This is a genomic window from Streptomyces sp. NPDC005004 (genome assembly GCF_053600675.1).
Map to the genome: position 1 here is coordinate 69,351 of NZ_JBSGAH010000011.1, position 25,677 is coordinate 95,027.

General features: G+C 74.0%; 24 protein-coding genes and 1 riboswitch. Of the genes, 11 read left to right on the forward strand and 13 right to left on the reverse strand.

The annotated features are described in order from the left end of the window. Positions 1-93: 93 nt before the first annotated feature. Entirely contained in the window at positions 94-726 is a 633-nt protein-coding gene (locus tag ACWEEU_RS17585; protein ID WP_385744010.1) for a sulfite oxidase-like oxidoreductase, read from the forward strand. A gap of 30 nt (positions 727-756) precedes the next feature. Here ACWEEU_RS17585 and ACWEEU_RS17590 read toward each other — a convergent pair whose 3' ends face one another. From ACWEEU_RS17590 to thiO, 5 genes are all read right to left on the reverse strand, one after another. Then, positions 757-1,659 carry a deoxyribonuclease IV gene (locus ACWEEU_RS17590; RefSeq protein WP_385744012.1) on the reverse strand — a complete coding sequence of 301 codons (903 nt, stop codon included), beginning with the start codon at positions 1,657-1,659 and terminating at the stop codon, positions 757-759. A 93-nt stretch (positions 1,660-1,752) separates the two neighbouring features. Beyond that, entirely contained in the window at positions 1,753-3,684 is a 1,932-nt protein-coding gene (gene pknB, locus ACWEEU_RS17595; protein ID WP_385744014.1) for a Stk1 family PASTA domain-containing Ser/Thr kinase, read from the reverse strand. 86 nt (positions 3,685-3,770) lie between these two features. Next, the gene (locus ACWEEU_RS17600) at positions 3,771-4,568 is read right to left on the reverse strand and encodes a thiazole synthase (RefSeq protein ID WP_451733261.1); all 798 of its coding nucleotides are present in this window, start codon (positions 4,566-4,568) and stop codon (positions 3,771-3,773) included. Between the two features lie 3 nt (positions 4,569-4,571). Then, entirely contained in the window at positions 4,572-4,772 is a 201-nt protein-coding gene (gene thiS, locus ACWEEU_RS17605) for a sulfur carrier protein ThiS (protein WP_356097664.1), read from the reverse strand. Next, on the reverse strand, positions 4,769-6,004 hold the full coding sequence (gene thiO, locus ACWEEU_RS17610) for a glycine oxidase ThiO (RefSeq protein WP_385744018.1): 1,236 nt from the start codon (positions 6,002-6,004) through the stop codon (positions 4,769-4,771). The genes thiS and thiO overlap by 4 nt, the downstream gene beginning before the upstream one ends. Continuing rightward, a riboswitch (TPP riboswitch) is annotated at positions 6,002-6,113 on the reverse strand. It overlaps the preceding gene by 3 nt. 103 nt (positions 6,114-6,216) lie before the next feature. Between thiO and ACWEEU_RS17615 the strand changes: the two genes are divergently transcribed. The 6 genes from ACWEEU_RS17615 to ACWEEU_RS17640 all read left to right on the forward strand — a co-directional run bounded on the left by ACWEEU_RS17615 (position 6,217) and on the right by ACWEEU_RS17640 (position 11,165). Continuing rightward, positions 6,217-6,621: a hypothetical protein gene (locus tag ACWEEU_RS17615; RefSeq protein ID WP_385744020.1), complete on the forward strand. Its 405-nt coding sequence runs from the start codon at positions 6,217-6,219 to the stop codon at positions 6,619-6,621. Between the two features lie 9 nt (positions 6,622-6,630). Continuing rightward, a complete protein-coding gene (locus tag ACWEEU_RS17620) occupies positions 6,631-7,863 on the forward strand; it encodes an NAD(P)/FAD-dependent oxidoreductase (RefSeq protein WP_385744022.1) in 1,233 nt (410 codons plus the stop codon). Between the two features lie 109 nt (positions 7,864-7,972). After that, positions 7,973-8,338, forward strand: a complete 366-nt coding sequence (locus tag ACWEEU_RS17625) for an Rv2175c family DNA-binding protein (protein WP_199583366.1) — start codon at positions 7,973-7,975, stop codon at positions 8,336-8,338. Between the two features lie 127 nt (positions 8,339-8,465). After that, the gene (gene thiE / locus ACWEEU_RS17630; protein WP_451733267.1) at positions 8,466-9,113 is read left to right on the forward strand and encodes a thiamine phosphate synthase; all 648 of its coding nucleotides are present in this window, start codon (positions 8,466-8,468) and stop codon (positions 9,111-9,113) included. A 112-nt stretch (positions 9,114-9,225) separates the two neighbouring features. Next, entirely contained in the window at positions 9,226-10,149 is a 924-nt protein-coding gene (gene metF / locus ACWEEU_RS17635; protein ID WP_385744026.1) for a methylenetetrahydrofolate reductase [NAD(P)H], read from the forward strand. A gap of 56 nt (positions 10,150-10,205) precedes the next feature. Then, the gene (locus tag ACWEEU_RS17640) at positions 10,206-11,165 is read left to right on the forward strand and encodes an SCO2102 family sporulation regulator (protein ID WP_385744027.1); all 960 of its coding nucleotides are present in this window, start codon (positions 10,206-10,208) and stop codon (positions 11,163-11,165) included. A 13-nt stretch (positions 11,166-11,178) separates the two neighbouring features. On the opposite strand, the gene ACWEEU_RS17645 is transcribed toward ACWEEU_RS17640, so the two are convergent. From ACWEEU_RS17645 to ACWEEU_RS17665, 5 genes are all read right to left on the reverse strand, one after another. Further along, complete coding sequence (locus ACWEEU_RS17645; protein ID WP_451733271.1) at positions 11,179-12,666, reverse strand: phytoene desaturase family protein; 1,488 nt, start codon at positions 12,664-12,666, stop codon at positions 11,179-11,181. A 71-nt stretch (positions 12,667-12,737) separates the two neighbouring features. Then, positions 12,738-13,349 carry a DUF4126 domain-containing protein gene (locus ACWEEU_RS17650; RefSeq protein ID WP_385744030.1) on the reverse strand — a complete coding sequence of 204 codons (612 nt, stop codon included), beginning with the start codon at positions 13,347-13,349 and terminating at the stop codon, positions 12,738-12,740. Between the two features lie 346 nt (positions 13,350-13,695). Further along, a complete protein-coding gene (locus tag ACWEEU_RS17655) occupies positions 13,696-14,325 on the reverse strand; it encodes a TetR/AcrR family transcriptional regulator (RefSeq protein ID WP_385747580.1) in 630 nt (209 codons plus the stop codon). Positions 14,326-14,381: 56 nt separating this feature from the next. Beyond that, positions 14,382-16,466, reverse strand: a complete 2,085-nt coding sequence (locus tag ACWEEU_RS17660; protein ID WP_451733275.1) for a YhgE/Pip family protein — start codon at positions 16,464-16,466, stop codon at positions 14,382-14,384. Continuing rightward, positions 16,438-17,247 (reverse strand): ATP-binding cassette domain-containing protein, encoded by an 810-nt coding sequence (locus ACWEEU_RS17665; protein WP_451733278.1) that lies wholly within the window; start codon positions 17,245-17,247, stop codon positions 16,438-16,440. The genes ACWEEU_RS17660 and ACWEEU_RS17665 overlap by 29 nt, the downstream gene beginning before the upstream one ends. A 198-nt stretch (positions 17,248-17,445) precedes the next feature. On the opposite strand from ACWEEU_RS17665, the gene ACWEEU_RS17670 reads away from it, so the two are divergent. The 4 genes from ACWEEU_RS17670 (at position 17,446) to ACWEEU_RS17685 (ending at position 20,589) form a co-directional block, all read left to right on the forward strand. Continuing rightward, complete coding sequence (locus tag ACWEEU_RS17670; RefSeq protein ID WP_451733521.1) at positions 17,446-18,258, forward strand: class I SAM-dependent methyltransferase; 813 nt, start codon at positions 17,446-17,448, stop codon at positions 18,256-18,258. Between the two features lie 189 nt (positions 18,259-18,447). After that, positions 18,448-18,972 carry an SAV_6107 family HEPN domain-containing protein gene (locus ACWEEU_RS17675; RefSeq protein WP_385747574.1) on the forward strand — a complete coding sequence of 175 codons (525 nt, stop codon included), beginning with the start codon at positions 18,448-18,450 and terminating at the stop codon, positions 18,970-18,972. A 185-nt stretch (positions 18,973-19,157) separates the two neighbouring features. After that, on the forward strand, positions 19,158-19,925 hold the full coding sequence (locus ACWEEU_RS17680) for a methyltransferase (RefSeq protein WP_385747573.1): 768 nt from the start codon (positions 19,158-19,160) through the stop codon (positions 19,923-19,925). 274 nt (positions 19,926-20,199) lie between these two features. After that, on the forward strand, positions 20,200-20,589 hold the full coding sequence (locus tag ACWEEU_RS17685; RefSeq protein WP_385747571.1) for a DUF3040 domain-containing protein: 390 nt from the start codon (positions 20,200-20,202) through the stop codon (positions 20,587-20,589). Positions 20,590-20,880: 291 nt separating this feature from the next. On the opposite strand, the gene ACWEEU_RS17690 is transcribed toward ACWEEU_RS17685, so the two are convergent. From ACWEEU_RS17690 to ACWEEU_RS17700, 3 genes are read right to left on the reverse strand one after another with little or no spacing between them, the layout of a single operon-like run. Further along, a complete protein-coding gene (locus tag ACWEEU_RS17690) occupies positions 20,881-23,268 on the reverse strand; it encodes a transglutaminase TgpA family protein (RefSeq protein ID WP_451733283.1) in 2,388 nt (795 codons plus the stop codon). Beyond that, positions 23,265-24,617, reverse strand: coding sequence for a DUF58 domain-containing protein (locus ACWEEU_RS17695; RefSeq protein ID WP_451733286.1), 1,353 nt, complete (start codon positions 24,615-24,617; stop codon positions 23,265-23,267). Before ACWEEU_RS17695 ends, ACWEEU_RS17690 begins: the two co-directional genes overlap by 4 nt. After that, a complete protein-coding gene (locus tag ACWEEU_RS17700) occupies positions 24,617-25,657 on the reverse strand; it encodes an AAA family ATPase (RefSeq protein ID WP_385747566.1) in 1,041 nt (346 codons plus the stop codon). The genes ACWEEU_RS17695 and ACWEEU_RS17700 overlap by 1 nt, the downstream gene beginning before the upstream one ends. Positions 25,658-25,677: the final 20 nt, after the last annotated feature.

Here is a 25,677-nt window from a genome sequence, read left to right on the forward strand (position 1 = left end):
AACTCGTCCAGTAAGTACATGCTTAGTGATGTATGTCCGCATTGGCGTGATGCCTGGTCGGATGCACCCTCTCCGGTCTGTCAGGATGGAGGCATGGGTCATCCGGTGGAACGTGCGTCCGGAGCACGCGCAGAGGCAGAACTTCCGCCGGGGCAGCGCCTCCAGCGCGGCTGGCCCGTCACCCACTACGGACCGGTGCCGAAGTTCCGTCCCGAACGCTGGGACTTCCAGGTGTTCGGCGCAACCGCCGACGGCGCCAAGCACGCCTGGTCCCACGAGGAGTTCACGGCCCTGCCGTACGCCACGGTCGTGGCCGACCTGCACTGCGTCACCAAGTTCAGCATGGTGGGCGCCGAATGGGGCGGGGTGCCCGCCCGCGCGCTCCTCGACCTGGCGCCGCCCGCGCCCGAGGTCACCCATGTGATGGTGTGGGCGGAGTACGGGTTCAGCGCCAATCTCCGTCTCGCGGACTTCGCCTCCGACCAGTCGGTCTTCGCCACCCACAAGGACGGCGAACTCCTCACCGCCGAGCACGGCTTCCCGGCTCGCCTGATCGTCCCGCACCTCTACGCCTGGAAGGGCCCCAAGTGGGTGCGCGGCGTGGAGTACATGACCGCCGACCGGCGCGGCTTCTGGGAGCAGCGCGGCTACCACAACATCGGCGACCCGTGGCGCGAGCAGCGCTACTCCTACCAGGAGCAGCCGGGGGACGGCCCCGAGCTCTGAGCACCGCCCCGCATTGTCCCTCGGCTGTCGTCAGCCGTCGCGGAGCCGCTTGAGCCGGGCCACGTCCGCCGCGTGGCCCTCCTGGCCGCCCGGGGTCTCGATGACCAGCGGCACACCCGCCGTCGCCGGGTGGTTCAGCAGGGCGCGGAACGGCTCCTCGCCGATGTGCCCGGCGCCGATGTTCTCGTGCCGGTCCTTGTGCGCGCCCGCCACGTCCTTGGAGTCGTTGGCGTGGATCAGCTTCAGCCGCCCCTCGCCCACGGTCTCCACCAGCAGGTCCAGGGTCTGCCGCATCCCGTCGGGCCCCGTCAGGTCGTGCCCGGCGGCGAAGATGTGACAGGTGTCCAGGCAGACACCGAGCTTCGGATGGGCGTCGAGCGCCTCGAAGTACGGTCCGAAGTCCCAGGTGCGCGAGCACAGCGAGGCGCCCTGCCCGGCCGTGGACTCGAGCAGCAGGAACGGGTCGTCGTCGTGGGTCAGTTCGTCCAGGAGCGGCAGCATGTGCTCCCGCACCTGCTTCAGGGCCACCTCACGGGCCCGGCCGCCGGTCGCGCTGCCGGTGTGCACGACGACCCCGAGCGCGCCGATCTCCCGGCCCCGCCGCAGCGAGTGGCGCAGCGACTCCACGGACTTCTCGACGGTGGCCTCGGTGTGCGAGCCGAAGTTGATCAGGTAGGGGGCGTGCACGTACGCCGGGACCGACTCCTCGGCGCACGCCGCGCGGAACGCCTCGTCCTGCTTCGGGTTCCCGGCGGGCGTGGCCCAGCCGCGCGGGTTGGCGACGAAGACCTGCACGGTCTCCGCCTTCAGCTCACGGGCGTAGGAGAGGCCGGTCGCGTGCAGTCCGCCGGCCACCGGCACATGGCCGCCGACGGGGTTGCGCAGGGCGCCGGACAGGGGGGCGGATGCGGGGGAGGGGGCCTGGCTCGTCACCCGTTCAGGGTGTCACGCCGGCCCGCCCGCCGGACCGCCGAGGGCGGTGAGACCGGTCACCGGAGAGGACCGGTCGGCGGGTGGGACCACGGGTCAGCGGATGGTCAGGGTGATCGTCGAGCCCTTGGGCGCCTTGTCGCCGCCGGACACCGACTGCCCGCGCACCTTGTCGCCGAACAGACCGAGCAGACCCCGGTCCTCCTCGACCTGGAACCCGGCCGCCTCCAGCACCTTGGTCGCGGTCTCCACGTCCTGCCCGGTCACGTCCGGGACCACGGCCATCTCGGGGCCCTTGGACAGGGTCAGCGTCACCGTGTCGCCCTCGGCGGCGGTCCCCTCGGCCGGGGTCTGCCGGACCACCTCGTCCTTGTCGACGTCGGACGAGTGCACCCGCTCGGGTGCGATCTTCACCTTCAGGCCCGCGTTGGTCAGGTCCCGGGTGGCGTCCTCCACGTCCTCGCCGGTGACGTCCGGGACGTCCACCTGACGGCCCTTGCTGACGACCAGCGCGATCGCGGAGCCCGCGTGCCGCTCGGTGCCCGCGTCGGGGGTCGTGGAGATCACCGAGCCGCGCTCGACGTCGTCGCTGAACTCCCGGGTCACCATGCCCGGCTCCAGACCGGCCGACTTCAGCCGGTCCCGGGCCGCGGCCAGGGTACGGCCGGTCAGGTCCGGCACCTTCACCGTCCGCGGGCCCAGCGAGACCGTCAGGCCCACCGCACCGTGGTCGCGGATCCGGGCGCCCACCGACGGGTCGGAGTCGATGACCTGACCCCGCTCCACGGCGTCGCTGTAGGCGTGGCGCACCTTTCCCACGTTCAGACCGGCCGACTCCAGCCGCTTCTTGGCCTGCGCCTCGGTGCGCGACAGCAGCGGCGGGACCTTGGTGAACTGGCCCGCGTTGACGTACCAGACGCCCACGCCGAGGAAGAGCACCACCAGGGCGGCGACCAGCGCGAGCAGCCCGCGCCGGGGCCGGGCGCCGGAGCGCCGGGACGGCAGGGCGTCGGCCTCCAGACGGGCCGTGTACTGCACGTCACCGCCGCCGGGAGTGCCGTCCGGCTCGCCCACCGGCAGCGGGCGCGGCACGGCCAGCGAGCGCGGGATCACGCTCGTACGGTCCTCGGCGTTGTCGTGCCCGGCCGTGAGCGCGCCCGGCGGCTCGGCGTCGAGCTGCTCCTCGGTGAGCGCGGCGCGCACCCGCAGCACCTCGCCGAGCAGCGCGGCCGCGTCGGCCGGCCGCTCGGCGGCCGTGCGCGCGGTCGCGGCGGCCACCAGCGCGTCCAGCGCGGGCGCGAGCCCGGGGACCAGCGCCGACGGCGGGGGCACGTCCTCGTTCAGATGCCGGTAGATCACCTGCGCGGGGGAGTCGCCGGAGTGCGGTTTGGCGCCGGTCAGCATCTCGTAGAGCACGACACCGCACGCGTACACGTCCACGCGCGGATCGGCGGCGCCCCGCTCGATCTGCTCCGGGGCGAGGTAGGAGACGGTGCCGAGGACGGCACCGGTGGTGCTGGTCACGGTGTCCACCGAGCGCACCAGACCGAAGTCGGCGACCTTGACCCGGCCGTCGTCCCCTATCAGCACGTTCTCGGGCTTCATGTCCCGGTGCACGAACCCGGCCCGGTGCGCGGCACCGAGCGCGGCCAGCACCGGCTCCAGGATGTCGAGGGCGGCCCGCGGACGCAGCGCCCCGCGCTCGCGCAGTACGTCGCGCAGGGTGCACCCGGCGACGTACTCCATCGCCAGATAGACATACGAGCGGTCGGTGCCCTGGTCGAAGACCTGCACCACGTTGGGGTGGGAGAGCCGGGCGACCGACTTGGCCTCGCGGATGAAGCGCTCCACGAACGCCCGGTCGGCGGCCAGCGCCGGGTGCATCACCTTGACGGCGAGCACCCGGTCGAGGCGCATGTCCAGGGCCCGGTAGACCGTGGCCATCCCGCCGACGGCGATCCGCGCGTCGACGCGATAGCGGCCGTCGAGCACCTGCCCGACAAGGGGGTCCTGAAGTGTTGCATCCACGCGAAGGAGTCTACGAGGGAGGACCGGCACTCCCGTCCCGGAATGAGGCCGCCGGGACGGATTGCGGCAGAGCTGTGACGAGGCACTCAGCCGAACGCGGGGCGCTCGGGGTCCAGGTGCGCGCGCCCCTCGACGGGCGAGGACGCCTCGGCGAAGTGCCTGCGCGGGATGCGCCCGGCCAGTCGCGCCAGGCGCCCGGCCAGCACCGCGTGCCGCATCGCGGCGGCCATCGTCTCCGGTTCCTGCGCCCGGGTGACGGCCGAGGCGAGCATCACGCCCGCGCACCCCAGTTCCATCGCCAGCGCCACGTCCGAAGCCGTCCCCGCGCCCGCGTCCAGGATCACCGGCACGCGCGCGTGCTCGGTGATCAGCTGGAAGTTGTGCGGGTTGCGGATGCCGAGCCCGGAGCCGATGGGTGAGCCCAGGGGCATGACGGCCGCGCAGCCCACGTCCTCCAGCTTGCGGGCGAGAACGGGGTCGTCGTTGGTGTACGGCAGCACGGTGAAGCCGTCGTCCACCAGCGTCTCGGCTGCCTCCAGGGTCTCCACCGGGTCCGGCAGCAGGGTCCGCTCGTCCGCGATGACCTCCAGCTTCACCAGGTCGGTGCCGAGCGCCTCGCGGGCAAGGCGGGCGGTGAGCACGGCCTCGCCCGCGGTGTAGCAGCCGGCCGTGTTCGGCAGCACCCGTACGTTCAGCTTCTCCAGGACCGAGAGGACCGAGCCGTGGGTGCCCGGGTCGACGCGGCGCATCGCGACCGTGGTCAGCTCGGTGCCGGAGGCGGTCAGGGCGCGCTCCAGGACGTCGAGGCTGGGGGCGCCGCCGGTGCCCATGATCAGCCGGGAGTTCAGGGTCAGGTCGCCGATGACCAGCGGATCGTCGCTCATGGCTCAGCCTCCCTGCACGGCGGTCAGCACCTCGACCCGGTCGCCCTCGGCCAGGCCGGTCTCGGCCCAGCGGGTGCGCGGGACGACGGTCTCGTTGAGGGCGGCGGCCACTCCGGAGGGGGCCGGGGTCAGGGTCCGCACCAGGGCGTCGAGGGCGGTGCCGGGGGCCACCTCGCGGGGCTCCCCGTTGACGGAGATGTTCATGCGGAGTGCTCCAAGGTGGTGGATGCGGCGGCTGCGGGGACGGGGGCGGCGAACCGGTCCGGGGTGAACGGGCGCGCGGCCTCCGGCGGCTCGGCCCCGGTGAGCAGGTCCGCCATGACGTCGCCGGTGACGGGTGTGAGCAGCACGCCGTTGCGGTGGTGGCCGGTGGCGAGCAGCAGCCCGTCCAGGCCGGAGGGGCCGAGCAGCGGGGCGTTGTCGGGGGAGCCGGGGCGCAGTCCGGCGCCGGTCTCGGTCAGCGGCAGCTCGGTGATCCCGGGCACCAGCTCGTGGGCGTCGCGCAGCAGCTCGTACACCCCGCCCGCGGTCACCGTGGTGTCCCAGCCCTGCTCCTCGGTGGTGGCGCCGACGACCAGCTCGCCGTTCTCGCGGGGCACCAGATAGACGTGGCCGCCGCGCACCACGGCACGCACGGTCCGGCTGAGGAACGGCGCGTACCGGGGCGGCACGGTCAGCCGCAGCACCTGGCCCTTGACCGGGCGCACCGGCGGCAGCACGTCCTCGGGAACCCCGGTGAGCCGCCCGCTGGTGCTGCCGCCCGCGAGGACCACCCGGGGGGCGCGCAGCACGCTGCCGTCCTCGCCGGTGACGCCGACGGCACGGTCGCCGGCCGTGTCGAGACGCGCGGCCCATGCCCGGTGGAACACCACCCCGGCCCGCTCGCAGGCCAGCACGAGGGCCGTGGCGAGCCGTCTCGGGTCGATCTGGTGGTCCCCGTCCACCCGGAGCCCGCCGCGCACGCCCGGCGCGAGCATCGGCTCCAGACGGCGGCACTCGCGACCGGTCAGCCACTCCGACTCCAGGCCGGAGCGGAGCTGGAGCGCGTGCAGTTCGCGCAGGTGGGCGCGGTCGTCGGCGTCGAGCGCGACCGCGAGGGTGCCGCAGCGGCGGTAGCCGAGGCCGAGCCCGGTCGCCTCCGTCAGCTCGGCGGCGAAGTCCGGGTAGCGGCGGGCCGACTCCAGGTTGAGGGCGAGCAGCGCCTCCTCGCCGTAGTGCAGCTCGGTGACGGCGGCGAGCATCCCCGCCGCGACCCGGGCGGCCCCGCCGCCGGGCTCGGGGTCCACCACCGTGACGGCGAGTCCGCGCTGCGCTGCCCGCCAGGCCGTGACCAGGCCGATGATCCCGCCGCCGATCACGAGCACGTCGCTCGTGTCCGCCGCGCCTGGGGTCCCGTGGACGTGCGGACCCGGTTTTCCGGACGTACGTGCGTGCATGGGCGTCCAGCCCCTCCCTTCGCCGGCATGACCCGGATCAGGTTCGTACGGTCGGAGGCCGCCAGCCTCCCTCTCAGCCCGGTGCGTCCGGGCTCCCGCGAGTGCTTCTACCGTGGCCACCCTAGCCCTCGGCGCACGCCGGGGGGAAAGCGCGTCACGGCACGCGGCAGCGGCATCCGGCAGCGCCGGACCATCGACAAAGGAGCCCCCTCATGGCCCGTTCCCTCGACGGCCTCGTCCTCTCCCCGGTCGCGGACCAGTCGCCAGGACAGGTCGGCACCCGTACCCGGTTCACGTACCACGAGCGGGACGGCGAGGTCTGGGCCGAGTACGCGGGCGGCGACGTGGTGCGCGGCCATCTGGTCGGCACCCGCGAGGGCGACCGGCTCGACTTCCGGTACGTCCAGCTCCGGCAGGACGGCACCACCGCCTCCGGGCACTGCGTGTCGCACGTGGTGGAGCTGGCGGACGGGCGGGTGCGGCTCGAGGAGACCTGGGAGTGGGAGTCGCGGCCGGGCTCGGGGACGAGCGTCGTGGAGGAACCGGTGGAGCGGGCGGGGGACTCGCGCGATCTTCCCGGGGATGACGGGCTGTCAGGTTCCGGGGCCGCCGTCTAAGGTGGCCGGGTGAGCGAGCAGACACCGCGGGAGAGCGGGGCGGGCGGGCGGCGCGTGGTCGTCGCGGGGGCGGGCATGGCCGGGGTGCAGACCGCGGTCGCCCTGCGCGAGCAGGGCTTCGCCGGGACCATCACCCTGATCGGCGACGAGCCGCACAAGCCGTACGACCGGCCGCCGCTGTCCAAGGCCCTCCTCCTCGGCAAGACCGAGGACTCCGCCTTCGACGTGGACTTCGCCTCGCTCGGCATCGACCTCAGGCTCGGCGTCGCGGCCCTCGGAGTCCGCCCCGCCGACCACGAGCTGGACACCGAGGCGGGCCCCGTCCCGTACGACGCGCTGGTCCTGGCCACCGGCGCCGAACCCGTCCGGCTGCCCGGCACGGACGACGCTCCCGGCGTGCACCTCCTGCGCACCCTGGACGACGCCGAGCGGCTGCGCCCGGTCCTCGCCGGACAGCACGACGTCGTCGTGGTGGGCGCGGGCTGGATCGGCGCCGAGTTCGCCACCGCCGCCCGCGAGGCGGGCTGCGCGGTCACCGTCGTCGAGGCCGCCGACCGGCCGCTGGCCGAGGCGCTGCCCGAGGAGGCCGCCGCGCCCATGGCCGACTGGTACGAGGCGGCGGGCGTCGAGCTGCGCACCGGCGCCAGGGTGGAGCACGTCGAGCCCGGCGCCGTCGTGCTCTCCGACGGCACCAGGCTGCCCGCCGGTGCCGTCGTGGTCGGCATCGGCGCCCGTCCCGCCACCGCCTGGCTCGCCGGCTCGGGCATCGAGCTGGGCCGGTACGGCGAGGTCCTGGCCGACGACCGGCTGCGCACCTCGGCCGAGGACGTGTACGCGGTCGGCGACTGCGTCTCGTTCCCCTCGGCCCGCTACGGCGACCGGCTGCTCGTCCACCACTGGGACAACGCCCTCCAGGGCCCCCGCACGGTCGCCGCCGACATCCTGGAGGCCGACACCGCGCCCTACGACCCGGTGCCGTACTTCTGGTCGGAGCAGTTCGGCCGCTTCGTGCAGTACGCCGGTCACCACGCGGCCGCCGACCGCACGGTCTGGCGCGGCGCGCCGGGGGAGGCGGCCTGGACCCTGTGCTGGCTGCGCGAGGACCGCCTGGTCGCCCTGCTGGCCGTCGGCCGACCGCGCGATCTCGCCCAGGGACGGCGGCTGATCGAGTCGGGGCGCACGCTGGACGCGGGCGTCCTCGCGGACCCGGCGCGACCGCTGAAGGAGGCGGTGGCGGGCTGACCCGGCCACCGTCGGGCGGCTGCCGGGGCGGCTCGGGACGGGCTTTGCGGCGACCCGGGCGGACCGTCCTGGTTTCCTCCCGTCGGCAGAGGATGGCAGGCTTGGTCATGTGACCGAGATTGACGCAAAGATCGATGCTCTCGTCCCCGCCTGGCTCACCCTCCCCGACATCGCCGAACAGTTCGGTGTCGAGGTGACGCGTGTGCGGCAGTTGGTCAAGGAGGGCCAGCTCATCGCCGTACGCCGTGGTGAGAACCGGGCGCTGCACGTCCCCGCCGCCTTCATCGACGGGGACAAGGTCGTCAAGGGCCTGGTCGGCACCTTGACGCTCCTGCGGGACGACGGCTTCACGGTCGAAGAAATGATCGAGTGGCTGTTCACTCCCGACCCCTCCCTGCCGGGCACCCCCGCCCAGGCCCTGAGCGAGAACCGCGGCACGGAGGTGAAGCGCCGGGCCCAGGCGCTGGCCGTCTGACCCATCGCACCAGAGCCCCGGCAGGCGGCGTTCGCCCTGTCTGCCGGGGCACCGGACGGACGACCGGCCCACGCCCGTACGCCGTCCGGCCCGCACCGCACCACCGAACACCCCGGGGGACCACCGCATGTCCGACACCGCCCGCACCCGCCTCGCCGACGCCCGGCTCTACCTCTGCACGGACGCCCGCACCCGGCAGGGCGACCTCACCGAGTTCCTGGACGCGGTCCTCGCGGGCGGGGTCGACATCGTGCAGCTGCGCGACAAGGGCCTGGAGGCCGCCGAGGAGCTGGCGCACCTGGAGGTCTTCGCCGACGCCTGCGCCCGCCACGGCAAGCTGCTCGCGGTCAACGACCGCGCCGACGTCGCCCACGCCGCCCGCGCCGACGTGCTCCACCTCGGCCAGGGCGACCTGCCGGTGCCGGCGGCGCGCGCGATCCTCGGGGACGACGTGCTGATCGGCCGCTCCACCCACAGCGAGGCCGAGGCCGCGGCGGCCGCCGTCCAGGAGGGCGCGGACTACTTCTGCACCGGCCCCTGCTGGCCCACCCCGACCAAGCCCGGCCGCCCCGCGCCCGGCCTGGACCTCGTCCGGTACACCGCCGGGCTCGGTACCGACCGCCCCTGGTTCGCCATCGGCGGCATCGACCTCGGCAACCTCGACGAGGTGCTGGAGGCGGGCGCCCGCCGGGCGGTCGTGGTCCGCGCGCTCACCGAGGCGGACGACCCGGGCGCGGCGGCCGCCGAGTTCGCCAAGCGGCTGCGCGAGGTCTGACAGCCGCCCGGATTCCGCCGCTCCTGTCCAAGGGGTGGACAAGCGTCCGGCAATTCGGCCATATCGCCGGTTCCCGGTTGGGGGACCGGCGACCCCTGGCTAACCTGCGGGTATGGCCCTCGGAACCGCATCCACCAGGACTGATCGTGCCCGGACCGTCCGGGACATCCTCGCCACCGGCAAGACGGCGTACTCCTTCGAGTTCTACGCGCCGAAAACCCCGACCGGCGAGCGGAACCTGTGGAACGCGCTGCGCCGGGTCGAGGCGGTGGCCCCCGACTTCGTCTCCGTCACCTACGGCGCGGGCGGCTCGACCCGGGCCACCACGGTCAAGGAGACCCAGCAGATCGTCGTGGACACCACGCTCACCCCGGTCGCCCATCTCACCGCCGTGGACCACTCGGTGGCCGAACTGCGCAACATCATCGGCCAGTACGCCGACGCGGGCATCCGCAACATGCTCGCCGTGCGTGGCGACCCGCCCGGCGATCCCATGGGCGACTGGGTCGCGCATCCCCAGGGCCTGACCTACGCCGCCGAACTCGTCCAGCTCATCAAGGAGTCGGGCGACTTCTGCGTCGGCGTCGCCGCCTTCCCCGAGATGCACCCGCGCTCCAGCGACTGGGACACCGACGTGTCCCACTTCGTGGACAAGTGCCGCGCGGGCGCCGACTACGCGATCACACAGATGTTCTTCCAGCCCGAGTCGTATCTCCGGCTGCGCGACCGGGTGGCCGCGGCGGGCTGCGAGACCCCGGTGATCCCCGAGATCCTGCCGGTCACGAGTGTGCGGATGCTGGAACGACTGCCACAACTCAGCAACGCCGTCTTCCCGTCCGAGCTGAAAGAGCGGATCCTCACAGCGAAGGACGACCCGGCGGCTGTACGCTCCCTTGGCATCGACTTCGCCACGGAGTTCTGCGCGCGCCTGCTCGCAGAAGGAGTGCCCGGACTGCACTTCATCACGCTCAACAACTCCACGGCGACACTGGAAATCTACGAGAACCTGGGCCTGCATCACCCCCCGCGGGCCTAGACCGGCCGCACCGGCGTACGACACACTGCGTAACGGTCACTGGGAGAGGGGCGTACATGGGCTGGACGGTCCTCTACATCGCGTTCGGCATCGTCGCGCTGTGGTTGCTCGGCGAAGTGCTGCTGCAGTACAAGGCGCGGCTGCGCTGGCGGTTGCTCGCGTTCACCGGATTCCTCGGCGTCGTGGTCGGCGTGCTGCTGCCGTCCGTGATCGTCATCGGGATAGGCGCGATCGCCTTCGCGGTCGGCCAGACCTACGTCACGCTCTCGTTCCGCAAGGGCTTCGCGGCGGGCTGGGCGGTCAAGCGGCCCGTCGACGGCGAGGAGGCGGCGCCCGCCAAGCGCCGGGGCCGCCGGGGCGAGCACCAGGACCCCGTGTTCGGCGCGGGTGACGCCGACGACGACACCGGGGCCGCCGCCTACGAGCCGCCCGCCTACGCCCGGGAGAGCGCCGACTTCGAGGACGACGCCTACGACCGGGACGACGTTTTCACCCCGGTCCGCGCGCCCGAGCCCGGCGCCACCGAGGCGACCACCGTCTACGAGCCCCAGCCGATGCCCGACGACACCGGTTCCTACGGCGTCTACGGCGACCAGACCCCGGCCGCCCCCCAGCAGCAGCCCACCGGGGAACAGGCATACGCGTACGACTACTCGGGCTACGACCAGACCCAGCAGCAGTCCTACGGCTACGACGCCACCACCGGCGCCCAGGGCTACGGCACCTACCAGGACCCGTACGCCGCCACCCAGACGCAGGACTACAGCGGCTACGACGCATCCGGCTACGGCCAGCAGCAGTACGCCCAGCAGACGCAGCAGACCTACGGCCAGGACGCCGCCTACGGCACCGGTGGCTACGGCGAGACCCAGACCCCGGCCGGCGGAGTCTGGGTGCCGCAGCAGCGCACCGACGAGGCGTACGGCGGCGAACTCCCGCAGGAGCAGCCGTACCCCTACCAGGGCCAGGCGCAGCAGCAGCCGAACGCCGGGTACGACGAGCAGTACCGCTACTGAGCGCGTCCGCGGCTCACGTCGAGCCGCGGAACTCCGGCCCCTCCACGACGAGTCCGGCCACCAGCGCGCCCGACATGCCCGCGTGCGGCAGCCCGCCGCCGGGGTGGGCCCAGCCGCCGACCCGGTAGAGGCCGGGAAGCCGTGTGGAGTTGGCGGGGTGCAGGAACCGGCCGCCGCCCGCGGCGAGCGAGGGCGCGGGCACGGCACCGGTCCGGCCCGGGGTCGACACCTCGTGCCAGAGCAGGCGTTCACGCAGGTCCGGTATCGCCGCGCTCGCGGCGTCGAGCATCAACTCCGTCGCGCGGGCGGCCTTCTCCGGGTCCTCCCAGCCCGCGTCCACCGGGACGGTCGCGCAGAGCACGGCCGACTCGTGGGCGTCGTCCGGCCGGAGCGCGGGGTCGCCGGGGCGGTACACGGTCACCGTGGGACGCGGCAGCAGGTCGCCGCCCGGGGACGCCAGGAAGTCCAACTCGGCCTGACCGTCCGGGGCGTGCACCACCGTGCGGTGCGGGGTGCCCTCCTCCCGGGCCCCGCGCAGCGCCAGCGACACGGTGAACCGGGCGGCGTCCGAGGGGGCGCACCCGGCCGCGACGTCGCCCTCGCCGTCCAGCTCACGGTCCGTCAGCGAGCCGAGCAGCACCGGGTCCACGCCCGCCACGACGTGATCGGCCTCGACCGCCGAACCGTCGGCCAGCTCCACACCCGCCGCCCGGCCGTCCTTCTCCACCACCCGCGTCACCTCGGCGCCGAAGACGAACTCCACCCTGCGCCGCACACACCGCTCGTACACCGCGCGGGCCAGCTCGCGCATCCCGCCGCGTACGTACCAGGTGCCGAAGGCGTGCTCCATGTACGGCAGCACGGCCGCGCTCGCGGGGGCGGTGCGCGCGTCGAGGCCGTACGCGAGCGCGTGGCTCGACAGGAGCTCCGCCAGGCGGTCGTCGCGCAGCTCCCAGGCGCCGACCTCGGCGAGCGTGGAGGCGCGACGGGTGCGCAGCAGCTTCTTGTGCGGGACCGACGGGTAGGGCTCGCGGTCCGCCAGCACCTGCCAGTTGGGCCACAGGGGTTCTTCGAGGAGCGGGCGGCGGGTGCGGTCCCAGGCTTCACGCGCCCGGACCAGGAAATCGCCCCAGCGCTGCCCGGCCCCGGCGCCCAGTGTCCCGTCCAGGGCCGCGACGACCCCGGCGCGCGAGGCGTTGGGCAGATCGACGTGCGTGCCGTCCGCGAAGACGTGCCGGGCGGCCGGGTCCACCTGGACCAGCTCGACCAGGTCCTCCAGCGGCTCCTTGCCGGTCTTCAGGAACAGATCGCGGTAGACGGCGGGCAGCGGCAGCAGCCCCGGGCCGGTGTCGAAGGCGAAGCCGTCCCGCTCGAAACGGCGCACCGCGCCGCCGTACGTCTCGTCCCGCTCGTACACCGTCACCCGGTGGCCCGCGACGGCCAGCCGGGCGGCGCACGCCATCGCGCCCATCCCGGCGCCGATCACCACAATCCGTGCCATGACCGCGACTTTACCGACCCCCACCGACAACGCCGTCGGAGAGCCCCCGGGGTCTGTCCGTCGGACGGGCCCTACGGCGGCCCGTCCATCCGCGCGGCCGGCCGGCGTTCCCCGCGGCGCCGGGCGCGACGGCGCAGGAAGCGGCGGATGCGGGAGACGAGGAACACCATCACGACAAGACCGGAGACCAGCAGCACCGCGCAGACGATCGCCGCCGCCTTTGGATGGAACATCGCGAACGACACGATCCCGCCCACCCCGAGGTCCTCGGCGAGGCTCAGCACGATGTTGCTGACCGGCTCGGGCGAGGTGTTGACCGCCATCCGCGTCCCGGCCTTCACGGCATGGCTGGCCAGCGCCGTCGAACCACCGACCAGGCCGGCGGCCACGTCGGAGAGCGAACCGCTGTGCCCGGCGAGCAGCGCCCCGACCCAGGCACCCGCGAGCGGCCGGATCACCGTGTGCGCCGAGTCCCACACCGAGTCCACGTACGGGATCTTGTCGGCGACCGTCTCCAGCAGGAACAGCACACCGGCCGCGATCAGCACCTCGGGGCGCTGCAAGGTCTGCGGGACGTCGTCGCTCACCCCGGTCAGGCCGAACAGGCCGAGGAGCAGCACCACCGCGTAGGCGTTGACGCCGCTGGCCCAGCCGCTGGTGAAGACCAGGGGGAGTACGGACACGGAGGCGATGGTAGCCAGCGCGCCGCCGCCGGGGGCGGGTTCGCGTACGGACGGCTGAGTATCCGTACCCAGACGGCGAGATGAGTAGCCGCGCGGATGGGCCGGAGGGCGTCCGGGCGGGAGAGTGGAGGCACGGCAAGGGGCGCGGCCCGGCACCGCCGACACGGGGCGGCGGAACGGCGCCCGCCCGCCTGCCGCTCCTTCCGCCGACCCGTCGGCGGAAGCGAGGCACGGGGGCCCGTGGACCGACCGTCCACGGGGACCGGGAAGGACCGTACGGGGAGTACGGGGGAAACAGGAGGGCGCCGGGTCCGTCGTGACGACGGACCCGGCGCCCTCCACCCGTTCAGCGGTTGCCGCTCACCCGGCCCTGGAGCAGCCGGGACAGCGCCGCGTGCACGTCGTCCAGCGAGCGCTCCGGCTGGAACGCCTGCCAGTCGAGGGCGGCCACCAGCACCATCCCGACCAGCGCGGCCGCCGTGAGCTGGATGTCGATCTCCGGGCTGAACTCGCCCGCCGCGACGCCCTCCCGCAGCACGTTCTCCACCACGGCGACGGCCTCCTGGCGCACCACCATGAGCGTGGACTGCCAGGCGCGGTTGGTGCGCCACAGCTCGGCCACGTAGAGCTGGGTGAAGGCCGGGTAGCGGTCGATGAACTCCAGGCCCGCCCGGATCATCGCGTCCAGCGCGTCCACCCCGGTGCCGCCCTGGGCCGCCGTCCGCTCCGCCGCCTCCCGCAGCGAGGCGGTCAGCAGCCCCACACCGTGCCGCAGCAGCTCCTCGAAGAGGACCGACTTGCTCGCGAAGTTGTAGTAGACCGTGCCCTTCGCGACCCCGGCCCGCTCCGCGATCTCGTCCACCGTGGTGGCGGAGAAGCCCTGCTCGGCGATGAGCGTGACGGCCGCCTCGTAGAGCTTCTGCCGGGTGGCCTCACGGCGCGTGCTGCCGCCGGACGTGGCGCTGGTGCTTTCCATGGACCCGATTCTCACAGGTAAGCGCGTGTGCCGGACCTTTCCGGGGAGCCCGGCGATCACAGGCTCAGCTCCGGGTGCAGCCGGTCCAGCGTCCACACCTGGCGGCGCCGGGCGGCGACCGCGGTGAGCGCGAGGGCTCCGGCGGTGAACGCCAGCAGCACCGCGCACGCCTGCCACACCGGTCCGAGCCCGCCGCCCGTGATCAGCCTGCGCAGCGCCGAGACCACGTAACTCATCGGCAGGAACGGGTGGATGGCGTTGAAGAAGCCCGGACTGGTCTGCACCGGGTAGGTGCCGCCCGCCGAGGTGAGCTGGAGCATCAGCAGCGCGAGGACGAGGATGCGCCCCGCCGCGCCGAAGCGGGCGTTCAGCCACTGCACGATCGCCGCGAAACACGCCGTGACCAGGAACAGGAAGCCGATCGTCCCCGCCGGCCGCGCCATCCGCAGCCCGATCCCCCAGTGCAGCACCGCCATCAGCGCCAGCACCTGGAGCACCCCGATCGCGACCACCGGCAGCCACCCTGCCGGGGCGGTCCGCCGGGCCGGGGCACCGGCGGCCAGGGCACGCCGGTTGAGCGGCGGCATCAGCATGTAGGCGACCATCGCGCCGACCCACAGGGACAGCGGGATGAAGTACGGCGCGAAACCGGTGCCATAGTTGGGCGCCCGGTGCAGATCCCGCGAGGCGAGGCGCACCGGGTCGGCCATGACGCCGGTGCGCTCGTCGCGGTCGTGCTTGCCGTAGTCGGGGATCTTGCGCGCCCCGGAGTGCAGCCCGCCCGCGAGCTTCCCGGAGCCGTCGGAGAGGCGGTACAGACCGCCGTCCAGGGTGCGGGCGCCCGACTCGGCCTGGCCGATGCCCTTGTGCAGGGCGGCCGCGCCGGACTCGGCGGTCCCGAGACCGGTGTGCAGCTTCTTGGCGCCCGCGGCGACCTTGGCCGCGCCGTCGTTCAGCTTGTTGATCCGGCCCACCGCGTCGGCCAGGTCCTCGTGCAGATGCGGGGCGCGCTCGGCGAGGGCGCGCGACTGCGTCCGCAGCGTCCTGAGGTTCTTCCGCATGGTCGTCAGGTCGCCGTCCTGGTCCGCGATCACGGTGTTGAGGTCGTCGGCCACCTTCGCCACGTCCTCGGCCGCCTGCTGCGCCTTCTTCAGATCCGGGCAGGCCGGGTCGGGCAGCGGGGCGGCCTCGCAGCGGGTGCGGTGGATCCGGGCGAGTACGTCGGCGGAGGCGTGGGCCGTCTTCGCCGCGCCGGGGGCGAGCCGCACCAGGGTGTCGAGGTTGTCGTCCACGGCACCGGCCGAGTCCGCCACCAGACGTGCGGTGTCCCCGATCGTCTTCTCGTTGTCCTTCAGGAACGGACCGGCCTTGGCGTAGACGCCGTCGACCTTGTCGGCGAGGGTCTGGGTGCCGTCCGCGACCTGCCGCGAGCCGTCGGCCAGGTCGGCCGAGCCCTTGGTGAGCTTGGTCAGACCGGTCGCGAGCCGCCCGCTGCCGCTGTCGGCGTCCTTCAGCCCGGCGGTGAGCTTCCTGGCACCCTTCTCCGCCTTCCCCAGGCCCTGTCGGAGGGTGTCGGCACCGTTGGCGGCGGTCACCGTCTTGTCGTGGATCGTGGAGAACGACACGAAGATCTTGTCCAGGAAGGACCGGGACGCCTTGGTGGAGGCGGCCGAGCGGACCTCCGCGAAGACGGTCCGGGATATCTGCCCCACGATGTAGTTGTTCGCGTCGTTCGTGCGCACCTGGAGCGCGCCCGCCTCCGGAGAGTCGCCCGAACTGGACGCGATCCGCGCGCTGAAGTCGGCGGGCATCGTCAGGGAGAGGTAGTAGGTGCCGTCCTCCACGCCCTGGCGCGCCTCGGCGTCGCTCACCTCGTGCCACTCGAAGGTGTCGCTGTCACGCAGCCCACGCACCAGGTCGTCACCGGCGTCGAGGTGCTTCCCGGCGACCGTCGCGCCCTTGTCGTCGTTGACGAGGGCGACCGGTACGCGGTCCAGGCGGCCGTACGGGTTCCAGAACGACCACAGGTAGAGGGCGCCGTAGAGGAGGGGCAGCAGGAGCAGCGCGACGAGGGCGGCGCGCGGGAGACGCCCTCGCCCGAACCGCCTCAGCTCAAGCGCGGCGAGCCGGGGTGAACGCATCGGGGTCCGCCTCCTTCCGAGGCTCGGGGGCTTCCTGGGGTTCCCGGGCTTCCTGAGGTTCCTGAGGTTCCCGGGGTTCTCGGGTTTCCTGGTCTTCGGCCCCGGTGGAGACGGCCACGCAGTCCTCCGGGGCGGTGCGGCACACCGCGAGGACGGTCGTGCCGGTGCGCGCAAGGGAGCGCAGCAGGGTCCACACCTCGGCGCGCTCCTCCGCCGAGAGCCGCACCTCCGCGTCGTCCACCGCGAGCAGGCGGGGCCGGCCGACGAGGGCGAGGGCGACGGAGAGCCGCAGCGCCTCAAGGCGTTCCAGGTCCCGTACGGGCGTGCGCGATCCCTTGGGCAGGGTGTCCGGGTCGAGCCCGGCGGCGGCCAGGGCGGCGTCGGCGCGCAGCCGCGCCTCGTGCAAGCGGTCCGGACGTGGACGCAGTGCCTCGCGCAGGGAGTCACCGAACCGCCTTTGCAGCAGCGCCCGTTCGCGCAGATGCTCGGCGACGGTGAGCGCGGGCTCCAGATCGGTGACCCCGGCCATGTTGGCCACGGCGCTGATCTTCCGTACGGCCGCCATCCGCCGGGGCAGCGCGAGGCCGCCCACGACCGCCGTCCCCGCGCTCGGCTTCATCCGCCCGGTGAGCGCGAGCAGCAGACTGGTCCGCCCGGAACCGGACGGCCCCTCGACCGCGACGAGCGAACCCGCCTCCGCGCTGAACCCGACCCCCCGAAAGGCCCACCCCCGCGGTCCCTTGACCCCGAAATCCTCGGCCGTGACGTCCACGCCGTCCACAGGCCCCCCTACGTTTTTGAACTGACTGGTCAGTTCAAAAGTATGCCGGACGACGGAACTGGGCGAAACAGCGGGGGTGTTCGGTCTCCGTGTACCCGGCGATGAACCCGGCTCTCCTCGTCGGACGCTGGGGAACCGCGCGTCTAGGCTGGCGCGGTGACTGAGGACCAGGAGCAGGAGCACATGCGGCCGTCGGGCGTGTGGGCCACGGCGGTGGGAGTGGCCCGGGTGCGGGCGCTGGAGAGCGAGCGGGAGGACGCGCTGTTCCGCGACCCGCTGGCACGGGCCTTCGCCGCGGCGGGCGGTCTGTGGCCGTCCTCGCCGCCGCCCGCCGACGAGGCCGCGCGCCGGCGCCGCCTTGGCGTGGCGTTCTCCATCGTCATCAGGACCAGGTTCCTCGACGACCTGCTGCGGGAGGCCGCCGTGTCCGGGGTCCGGCAGGTCGTGCTGCTCGGCGCCGGCATGGACAGCCGGGCCTTCCGGATGGACTGGCCCGAGGGCACCCGGCTCTTCGAGGTCGACACCGCCGCGCCCCTGGACTTCAAGGCTTCGGTGCTGCGCCGGGAGCGGGCCCTCGCCCGCTGCGAGCGGATCACCGTCCCGGTGGACCTGCGGGAGGACTGGCCACGCGCGCTGGCCGCCGCGGGGCACGACCCGGCGGCGCCGACCGTGTGGATCGCCGAGGGGCTGCTGATCTATCTGCCCGAGGACGCGGTGGAACTGCTGCTGGCCCGCATCGGCGCCCAGTCGGCGCCAGGCAGCCGGATGGGGCTGACGCTGGGCTCGCGCGGCGTGATCGAGCGCTTCGGCGCGGACGCCGCGCCGGGATCGGCGGCGTCGCTGTGGGTCTCGGAGATGCCCGACGACCCGGTGGACTGGCTGGCCGGACACGGCTGGGAGGCGAGCAGCCACACCCTGCGCGAACGCGCCGCCGCCTACGGTCGTCCCCTCGGTACCCCGCCGCGGGGCGAGGAGGGACCCGGCGGGCTCGTCTCGGCGGTCCGGCGCTAGGGGGCGTCTCCCCGGTCTTCGCGGATCAGCCGGCGGCTCTTCGCGGACCAGCCGGCGGCGTGGTGCGGCCGGCCCTCTCCGTATGCCCGGCATCGGTGCGAAAGCGCAGGTCGGGACGGATTGTCAGTGGCAGGGGTCACGATGGGCGCAGATGGCATCCGTGCCGTCACCGACGACAGGAGGTTCGTCATGGCCAGTTCGTCCGCGGCCGCCGCCCGGCGACGCACTGCCACCGGCTCCGTCCCGTCACGGACCGGCCCGGCGAGCGATGTGCACCCGGTGGTCCGCCGGGCCACCGCGCCGCCCGCCGCCGTCGCCCTGCTCGCCCAGGCCCGCAGCGCCCTGGCGGAGGCGGTGGCCGAGGAGGCGCCCAACGAGCGCTACGCGACGGCCCACCTCGCCGCCCTGCGCACCGCCGCCGCCGTGCTCGCCGCGCGCGGCCGCCCCGATCCCACGCCCCGCCGCCGCGCCCGCATCCGCAGCGCCTGGGAGGTGCTGCCCGAGATCGCGCCCGAACTGACCGAGTGGAGCGCCCTCTTCGCCTCCGGCGCGGCCCGCCGCGCCCGCGCCGAGGCGGGCATCCGGGGCGCGGCCACCACCCGCGACGCCGACGATCTGATACGCGACGTCGCGATGTTCATACGGCTCGTCGAGCGGATGCTGCTCCCGCAGCCGGTGCTGCCCCGCACCCGGGAGGAGGGCACGCAGGGCTGAGACACGGGGGCCGTGTCCACGTCGCGAGACGCGTTCCCGCGCAGGCCGTCGGGGGTGAGCCGGTCGAGGCCGCAGGCAATAGGGTGGACGTGCCTGATGCCTCCACCCCGCCGGGACGGGCCGGGGAGGCAACCCCTTTCGCGCCGCCGGGCAACGGGCGGTGCCGCGCCGAGGAGTCAACTGCCGTGCCGGACCCGATGCCCCGCGCCTCCCTCCGTACCGCCGTGGTGTGGGACGTTCTCCGGGACGCCCTCGACCGCCAGGTGAAGGCCTCGGGACGGGACGCGCTGGACGTGCTCGACACCGGCGGCGGCAGCGGCCGCTTCGCGGTGCCGGTCGCCCGGCTCGGCCACCACGTCACCGTCGTCGACCCCAGCCCCAACGCGCTCTTCGCGCTGGAGCGCCGGGCCGCCGAGGCGGGCGTCGCCGACCGCGTGCGCGGCGTCCAGGGTGACGCCCACGGCCTCTTCGACGTGGTCGACCGCGGCGGCTACGACGCGGTGCTGTGCCACGGAGTCCTGGAATACGTCGACGACCCCGCCGAGGGTGTCCGCAACACCGTCGCGGCGCTGCGCCCCGGAGGCGTGCTCAGCCTGCTCGCGGCCGGACTCGGGGGCGCCGTCCTCGCCCGCGCTCTGGCCGGCCACTTCACCGAGGCCCGGCACGCCCTGCAGGACCCCGACGGCCGCTGGGGCGAGGCCGACCCGGTCCCGCACCGCTTCACCGCCGAGCAGCTCACGGCGCTGGTCGAGGGCGCGGGCCTCAGGGCGGCATCGGTGCACGGCGTACGGGTCTTCGCGGACCTCGTGCCCGGCGTCCTGGTGGACACCGAGCCCGGCGCGCTCGACGCCCTGCTCCGCCTGGAGGCGGCCGCGGCCGAGCTGCCCGCCTTCCACTCCGTGGCCACGCAGATCCATGTGCTCGGTGAGACTCCCGGGGCGCCGCGGGCCTGAGGGTGCCGGGTGACCCGCGGCTGATCAGGGGCTTGTCGGCAGATGGAGTACGCCACAAGCCCTCCGATCGAGGGGTTTGCGCCGTATGATCGAGGTGCACCGAACCGGCATGACGGGTCGGCCGTTGGGGAATGAAGCTTCAGCGGGCCGGGACGCCGTGGCGGCTCCGTTTGGTCAGAAGGCGCAGAGGGGCGGGTTTCACGGGGGCGATTCCCTGCCTATCCTGAAAAGACCCCCCGGGTCGCCCCGGCGACTGCACGATGAGGAGGACTCCGTGCCGCTCTCGGAGCACGAGCAGCGAATGCTCGAGCAAATGGAGCGAGCGCTGTACGCCGAAGATCCCAAGTTCGCGTCGGCGCTTGAGGGAAACGGGCTGCGGACGTACACCCGTCGGCGGGTCTACCAGTCCGTTGCGGGTTTCCTCGTGGGTATCGCGCTCCTCATGGCCGGGATGGTCGCGCAGATCATCTGGATCAGTGTGGTGGGCTTCCTCGTCATGCTGGGCTGTGCCGTCCTCGCCGTCACCGGCTGGCGCAAGACCCCCAAGCCGGGCGAGCGCCACGGTCCGGCGGCCCGGCGCCGCCGCCCGATGCGCCGCAGACGCACCATGATGGAGCGGATCGAGGCCCGCTGGCAGCGCCGCCGAGACGAACAGGGCCACTGACCGCCCGCACACCGACAGACACCGCCCGAGGGGTGACCACCGACTGGTGGCCACCCCTCGGGCATGTCCGCGACCGGGTACGACGCCCGCGCCCACCCCTCCGCCACCCCGACACCCGGCCGATCCGGCGCCCGCCCGGGCAAGGGGCCCGCCGGGCCCGGGATGCCCCGCCCGGCCGGGAGTCCTCCCGGGCAGGATCGTGCGGCCGCCCGGCGGACCTCCGCCGTCGCGCCCCGGCGCCACGCCACGCCCGCCCAAGGTCTCCCTGCGACCCGCCCGCCCAGGGTCTCCCTACGACCCGCCCCGGCCGGCCGCTCCGCCCGGCACCGGTCGCAAGGTCGCCGCCCGGGCCCGCAGCGCCGTCCAGCGGTCCGTCGCCGTCCACAGGGCGCGTACGGCCGAGCGTGGGGCGAACCGGGCGCGCAGGCGGGTGGACCGGCTCGCCGAGGCGTTCAGTCCGGTGAGCGCGCGACGGACGTCCGCCGCCACTCCGGTGGCCGAGCGGGGCCGCGGGGAGTACAGCACCTGCTCCACCGCGTCCGCCACCCGGTGCACCGCGGCCACGGACTCCTCGTCCAGGCGGCCCAGCCGCACGATCCGCTCCGCCGCCGCGCGCGGGGTCAGCGAGTCCTCCGGCACGATCCCGTGGTCCCAGGCGCTGTCGGTCAGCTCCAGCCAGGCCGCCAGCGTGTGTTCCGCCGCGCCCTCGTCGGTCCCGGGACGCGCGCCGAGCCGCCGGGAGCGTGCCCGCAGCCGCCACAGCAGCGGCATCAGCGGCAGCGCGAGGAGCACCAGCGCGCCCACCACGAGCAGCGCGGCCCACAGCCCGCCCGGAGCGCCCCCGCCCCCGCCCGGCGACGCCACCGCCGAGGACGGCCCGGGGCACACCGCCGCGGCGGCCGAACCTGCCGCGCAGCTCTCACTCGCCGACGCCTGCGGCGACGGCGCGGCCGACGAGCCGCGCGTGGGCAGCGCCGGGTCCGGCAGCGCGCTGCTCGGGGTCTGCCGCTGGGTGTACGCCGGTGTCGTGCCCCGGCTCGGCGTCGGCTCGAAGCGGGTCCAGCCCACGCCCTCGAAATACAGCTCCGGCCAGGCGTGGGCGTCCTTCAGGCTCACCGACACCGAACCGTCCGCCTGCGGGGTCCCCGGCGCGAAGCCGACCGCCACCCGGGCCGGAATCCCCAGCGTGCGGGCCATCGCGGCCATCGCGAAGGAGAAGTGCACGCAGAAGCCCTGTTTGTCGCGCAGGAAGTTCGCTATGGCGTTCGGACCGCGTCCCACCTGCACCTGGGTGTCGTACCGGAAGCCGCCGTCCAGCGCGAACCAGTCCTGGAGCTTCACCGCCTCCTCGTAGTGGTTCGCCGCGCCGGCGGTGACCTTCTTCGCCGTCCGCGCCACCACCTTCGGCAGCCCCGGCGGCACATCGGTGTACTGACGCGCCAACGCGGCCGGCGGCTTCGGCGCCGTGGCCAGTTGTCGCGCCGTCGGCTCCACATCCAGGCTGGTCACCAGGTACGTCGCGCCGCGCGTCGTCTGTCCGTGGTCGCCGACCAGGGTCATGCCGACCGGCTCGTACCGCCAGTTGCCGCCGATCCGCACACCGGTCGGCGGATACGGCATCGGCAGCCAGTCCTGCGCGTACCACCCGGCCGCCGACACGGTCGTGCGCACCGTGGTCCGGCGGACGTCGGGACCCAGCCCGACCGGGGTCGGAAAGCCGTCCGGCACGGCGACGATGTGCCGCTGGGCCGGTTTCCAGGTCGTGCCGTCGAAGTCGTCGAGGGACACGATCCGCACGTACATGTCCGACACGTCGTCGGCGTTGGTCCGCAGGGACAGCACCTGCCGGTCGCTGTCCACGTTCAGGGAGTCGCGCAGCGACACCAGCGGGTTGACGGCGGAGATCATGCCGCCGGTTCCGCTGCCCGTGCCGCCCGCACCCGTGCCGCCCAGCAGACCGTCCCGCATCGCGGGCAGCGCCAGCGGCACCAGCAGCGCCACGCCCAGCGCCATCGCGCCGATCCGGCGCCCGGTGCGCACCGGGGCGGCCAGCGTGCCCTCACCGGCACCCGGCGCGCGGGCCGTGGCCCCGAAGACGCGGCCCCACCGGGTCACCCGCTCACGGCCCTCCGCGAGCAGCAGCAACAGATAACCGGCCGCCGCGAGCAGGAACCACAGCCCGTCGGCACCGCCCCCCGACAGCCCGGCCGCCACCGAGTACAGCGCGAGCAGCGGCAGCCCGGCCGGGGCCGCCGCGCGGAAGGTCACCGCCAGCGTGTCCACCAGGAGATGGACGATCAGCACCCCGCCGATCAGCATCAGCCGGATGCCGTCGGTCAGCGGCGCCGGAGGCGCGTACCGGCTGACGTCGTCCGAGCCCTGCCGCAGCAGCTCCGAGAAGTGCCCGAACGCCTCCGGGCCCGGGAACAGCCCGGCGAACGCCTGCTGCCGTGCGAAGACCAGGGTGAGCAGCAGCAGCGTCACCACGAGCTGCGCCAGCACGGTCAGCGGCCGCGCCAGCGGAACCCGCCGCCCCGCCGCGCCCACGCCCGTCTGCACCCCGACGAGGAGCGCCGCCACCACCAGCCAGCCGGGACCGGCCACCAGCGGCAGCAGTGAACACGCCGTCATCAGCGTGGCCGCCGCGGCGCACCCCGCCAGTCGCGCCCGCCCGCTCATCCCCCCGCCCTTCCGCTCGGCGTGACCAGACCGGAGCGCTCCCGGTCGGCCCGCCGCCACAACTCGTCCAGCGAGGCACCGCGCGGCACACCGAGCGCCGTCCAGCCCGCCTCGCGCAGCACCCGCAGCCGCTCCTCGCACGGGTCCTCGGGGTCCGCGGCCGCGGACGGATCGCGCGTCCACACCCCCGGGTCCATGACGAAGGCCAGCGCGGCCCCGCTGCGCCGCCGCATCCGGGCCACCGTGCGCACCTGCTCGTCGTCGAGATCGCCGAGCAGCGCGACCAGCAGCCCCTCGTCCCCGGCGCGCAGCGCGTCGTACGCCCGCGTCAGGCCCGTGGCCTCCGAGTGGTCGACCACCGCGAGGGTGTCCATCATCAGCCCCGAGGTGGCCGCCGTCTCCTGGCCCGTGCCCGGGAACCCGCCGCCGCCCTCGCCGGGCACCGTCGCCCCCGTGTCCAGGAGCAGCCGCACCGAGAAACCGCGCTCCATCATGTGCGCGAGCACCGACGCGGCGGCGGAGACCGCCCACTCGAAGGCCGAGCCGGGGCCCGCGTCCTCGTAGCCGACGGCGCGGGTGTCCAGCAGGACCGTGCAGCGGGCCCGCCGGGGCTGCTCCTCACGACGCACCATCAGTTCTCCGTGGCGCGCGGTGGACCGCCAGTGCACCCGGCGCAGATCGTCGCCGTAGCGGTAGCCCCGCGGGATCACGTCGTCGTCCCCGGCGACCGCCAGCGAACGCCGCCGCCCGTCGCCGTACCCCTGAGTCTCGCCGCCCAGGCGCACCGGGGCCAGCGGCTCCACACACGGGACGACCGTCAGCGTGTCGTGTGCCGGGAAGGAGCGGGTCAGCTCGCACATGCCGAAGGGATCGCTCAGCCGCAACTGGAGCGGCCCCAGCGGATAACGGCCGCGCAGGTCCGAGCGGACCCGGTAGGACACCTCGCGGCGCCCGCCCGGCTCGATCCGGTCGAGCACGAAGCGCGGCCGGGGCCCGAGAACGTACGGCACCCGGTCCTGGAGCATCAGCAGCCCGGTCGGCAGCCGGGAGACGTTGTCCACGCACAGGCTCACCCTGGCCTCCGCGCCCGCAGGCACGCGCCCGGGGGAGAGGTGCCGCTCCGACGCCACCCGGTGCCTGGTGCGGTGCACCACGCCCGCGCAGATCAGCGGCAGGGCGGCCAGGAGCAGCCCCACCCGCAGCAGATCGCTCTGGCCGAGCACGTACGCGCACACCGAGGCGGCGACACCGGCCGCCAGGAAGGAGCGGCCCCGGGTGGTCAGCCCCGCCAGGGCCGTACGGAGCCCGGCCGTCCGGCCCGGCGTCCGCTCCGGCCCCCCGGCGGACATCACAGACCCCGCGGAGGCTGCTGGGGATAGGCGGGCACGGCCCGGCCGAGACCGCCGAAGGCTCTCTCCCGCTGCGCGGCCGAGGGCACCGCGGTGTGCCGCAGGATCTCCAGCACGACCTGCTCGGCCGTACGACCGCTCATCTGGGCCTCGGTGGTGGGCAGCAACCGGTGCGCGAGCACGGCCACGGCCAGCTCCTGCACGTCGTCAGGCAGCGCGTACTCCCGGCCGGACAGGGCCGCCGACGCCTTCGCCGCCCGCAGCAGATGCAGCGTCGCGCGCGGCGAGGCGCCGAGTCTGAGGTCGGGGTGGGAGCGGGTGGCGGAGACCAGCTCCACCGCGTACCGCCGGACGGCGTCCGAGACGTGGACCTCGCGGACCGCCTCGATCAGCTTCACGATGTCGTGCGCGTGCGCCACCGGCTCCAGATCCTCCAGCGGGGAGACACCGCCGTGCACGTCCAGCATCCGCAGCTCGGCCTCGATGCTCGGATAGCCCACCGACACCCGGGCCATGAACCGGTCGCGCTGCGCCTCGGGCAGCGGATACGTGCCCTCCATCTCGACCGGGTTCTGCGTCGCCACCACCATGAAGGGGCGCGGCAGTTCGTAGCTCTTCCCGTCGATGGTGACCTGGCGCTCCTCCAGCGACTCGAGCAGCGCCGACTGGGTCTTGGGCGAGGCGCGGTTGATCTCGTCGCCGATCACGATCTGCGCGAAGATCGCACCCGGCTTGAACTCGAAGTCACGGCGCTGCTGGTCCCAGATCGACACCCCGGTGATGTCCGAGGGGAGCAGATCGGGCGTGAACTGGATACGCCGCACGGAGCAGTCGATGGACCGCGCCAGCGCCTTGGCCAGCATGGTCTTGCCCACGCCCGGGACGTCCTCGATCAGCAGATGCCCCTCGGCGAGCAGTACGGTCAGCGAAAGCCGTACGACCTCGGGCTTGCCCTCGATCACGTCCTCCACCGAACGGCGCACCCGCTCCACCGTCGCCGTCAGATCACTGAGGCTCGCTCGATCGTCATAGGTCGTCACCCGGCCCTCCTCGGCCCGTT

Bases quoted from the DNA above. Each gene is read 5' to 3' on its own strand.
- ACWEEU_RS17600 (WP_451733261.1), bottom strand. From the start codon at position 4,568: ATGAGCGACGATCCGCTGGTCATCGGCGACCTGACCCTGAACTCCCGG.
- ACWEEU_RS17615 (WP_385744020.1), top strand. From the start codon at position 6,217: ATGGCCCGTTCCCTCGACGGCCTCGTCCTCTCCCCGGTCGCGGACCAG.
- ACWEEU_RS17655 (WP_385747580.1), bottom strand. From the start codon at position 14,325: ATGGAAAGCACCAGCGCCACGTCCGGCGGCAGCACGCGCCGTGAGGCC.
- ACWEEU_RS17675 (WP_385747574.1), top strand. From the start codon at position 18,448: ATGGCCAGTTCGTCCGCGGCCGCCGCCCGGCGACGCACTGCCACCGGC.
- ACWEEU_RS17690 (WP_451733283.1), bottom strand. From the start codon at position 23,268: ATGAGCGGGCGGGCGCGACTGGCGGGGTGCGCCGCGGCGGCCACGCTG.
- ACWEEU_RS17660 (WP_451733275.1), bottom strand. From the start codon at position 16,466: ATGCGTTCACCCCGGCTCGCCGCGCTTGAGCTGAGGCGGTTCGGGCGA.
- ACWEEU_RS17585 (WP_385744010.1), top strand. From the start codon at position 94: ATGGGTCATCCGGTGGAACGTGCGTCCGGAGCACGCGCAGAGGCAGAA.
- thiS (WP_356097664.1), bottom strand. From the start codon at position 4,772: ATGAACATCTCCGTCAACGGGGAGCCCCGCGAGGTGGCCCCCGGCACC.
- ACWEEU_RS17645 (WP_451733271.1), bottom strand. From the start codon at position 12,666: ATGGCACGGATTGTGGTGATCGGCGCCGGGATGGGCGCGATGGCGTGC.
- metF (WP_385744026.1), top strand. From the start codon at position 9,226: ATGGCCCTCGGAACCGCATCCACCAGGACTGATCGTGCCCGGACCGTC.
- ACWEEU_RS17695 (WP_451733286.1), bottom strand. From the start codon at position 24,617: ATGTCCGCCGGGGGGCCGGAGCGGACGCCGGGCCGGACGGCCGGGCTC.
- ACWEEU_RS17640 (WP_385744027.1), top strand. From the start codon at position 10,206: ATGGGCTGGACGGTCCTCTACATCGCGTTCGGCATCGTCGCGCTGTGG.
- thiO (WP_385744018.1), bottom strand. From the start codon at position 6,004: ATGCACGCACGTACGTCCGGAAAACCGGGTCCGCACGTCCACGGGACC.
- thiE (WP_451733267.1), top strand. From the start codon at position 8,466: ATGTCCGACACCGCCCGCACCCGCCTCGCCGACGCCCGGCTCTACCTC.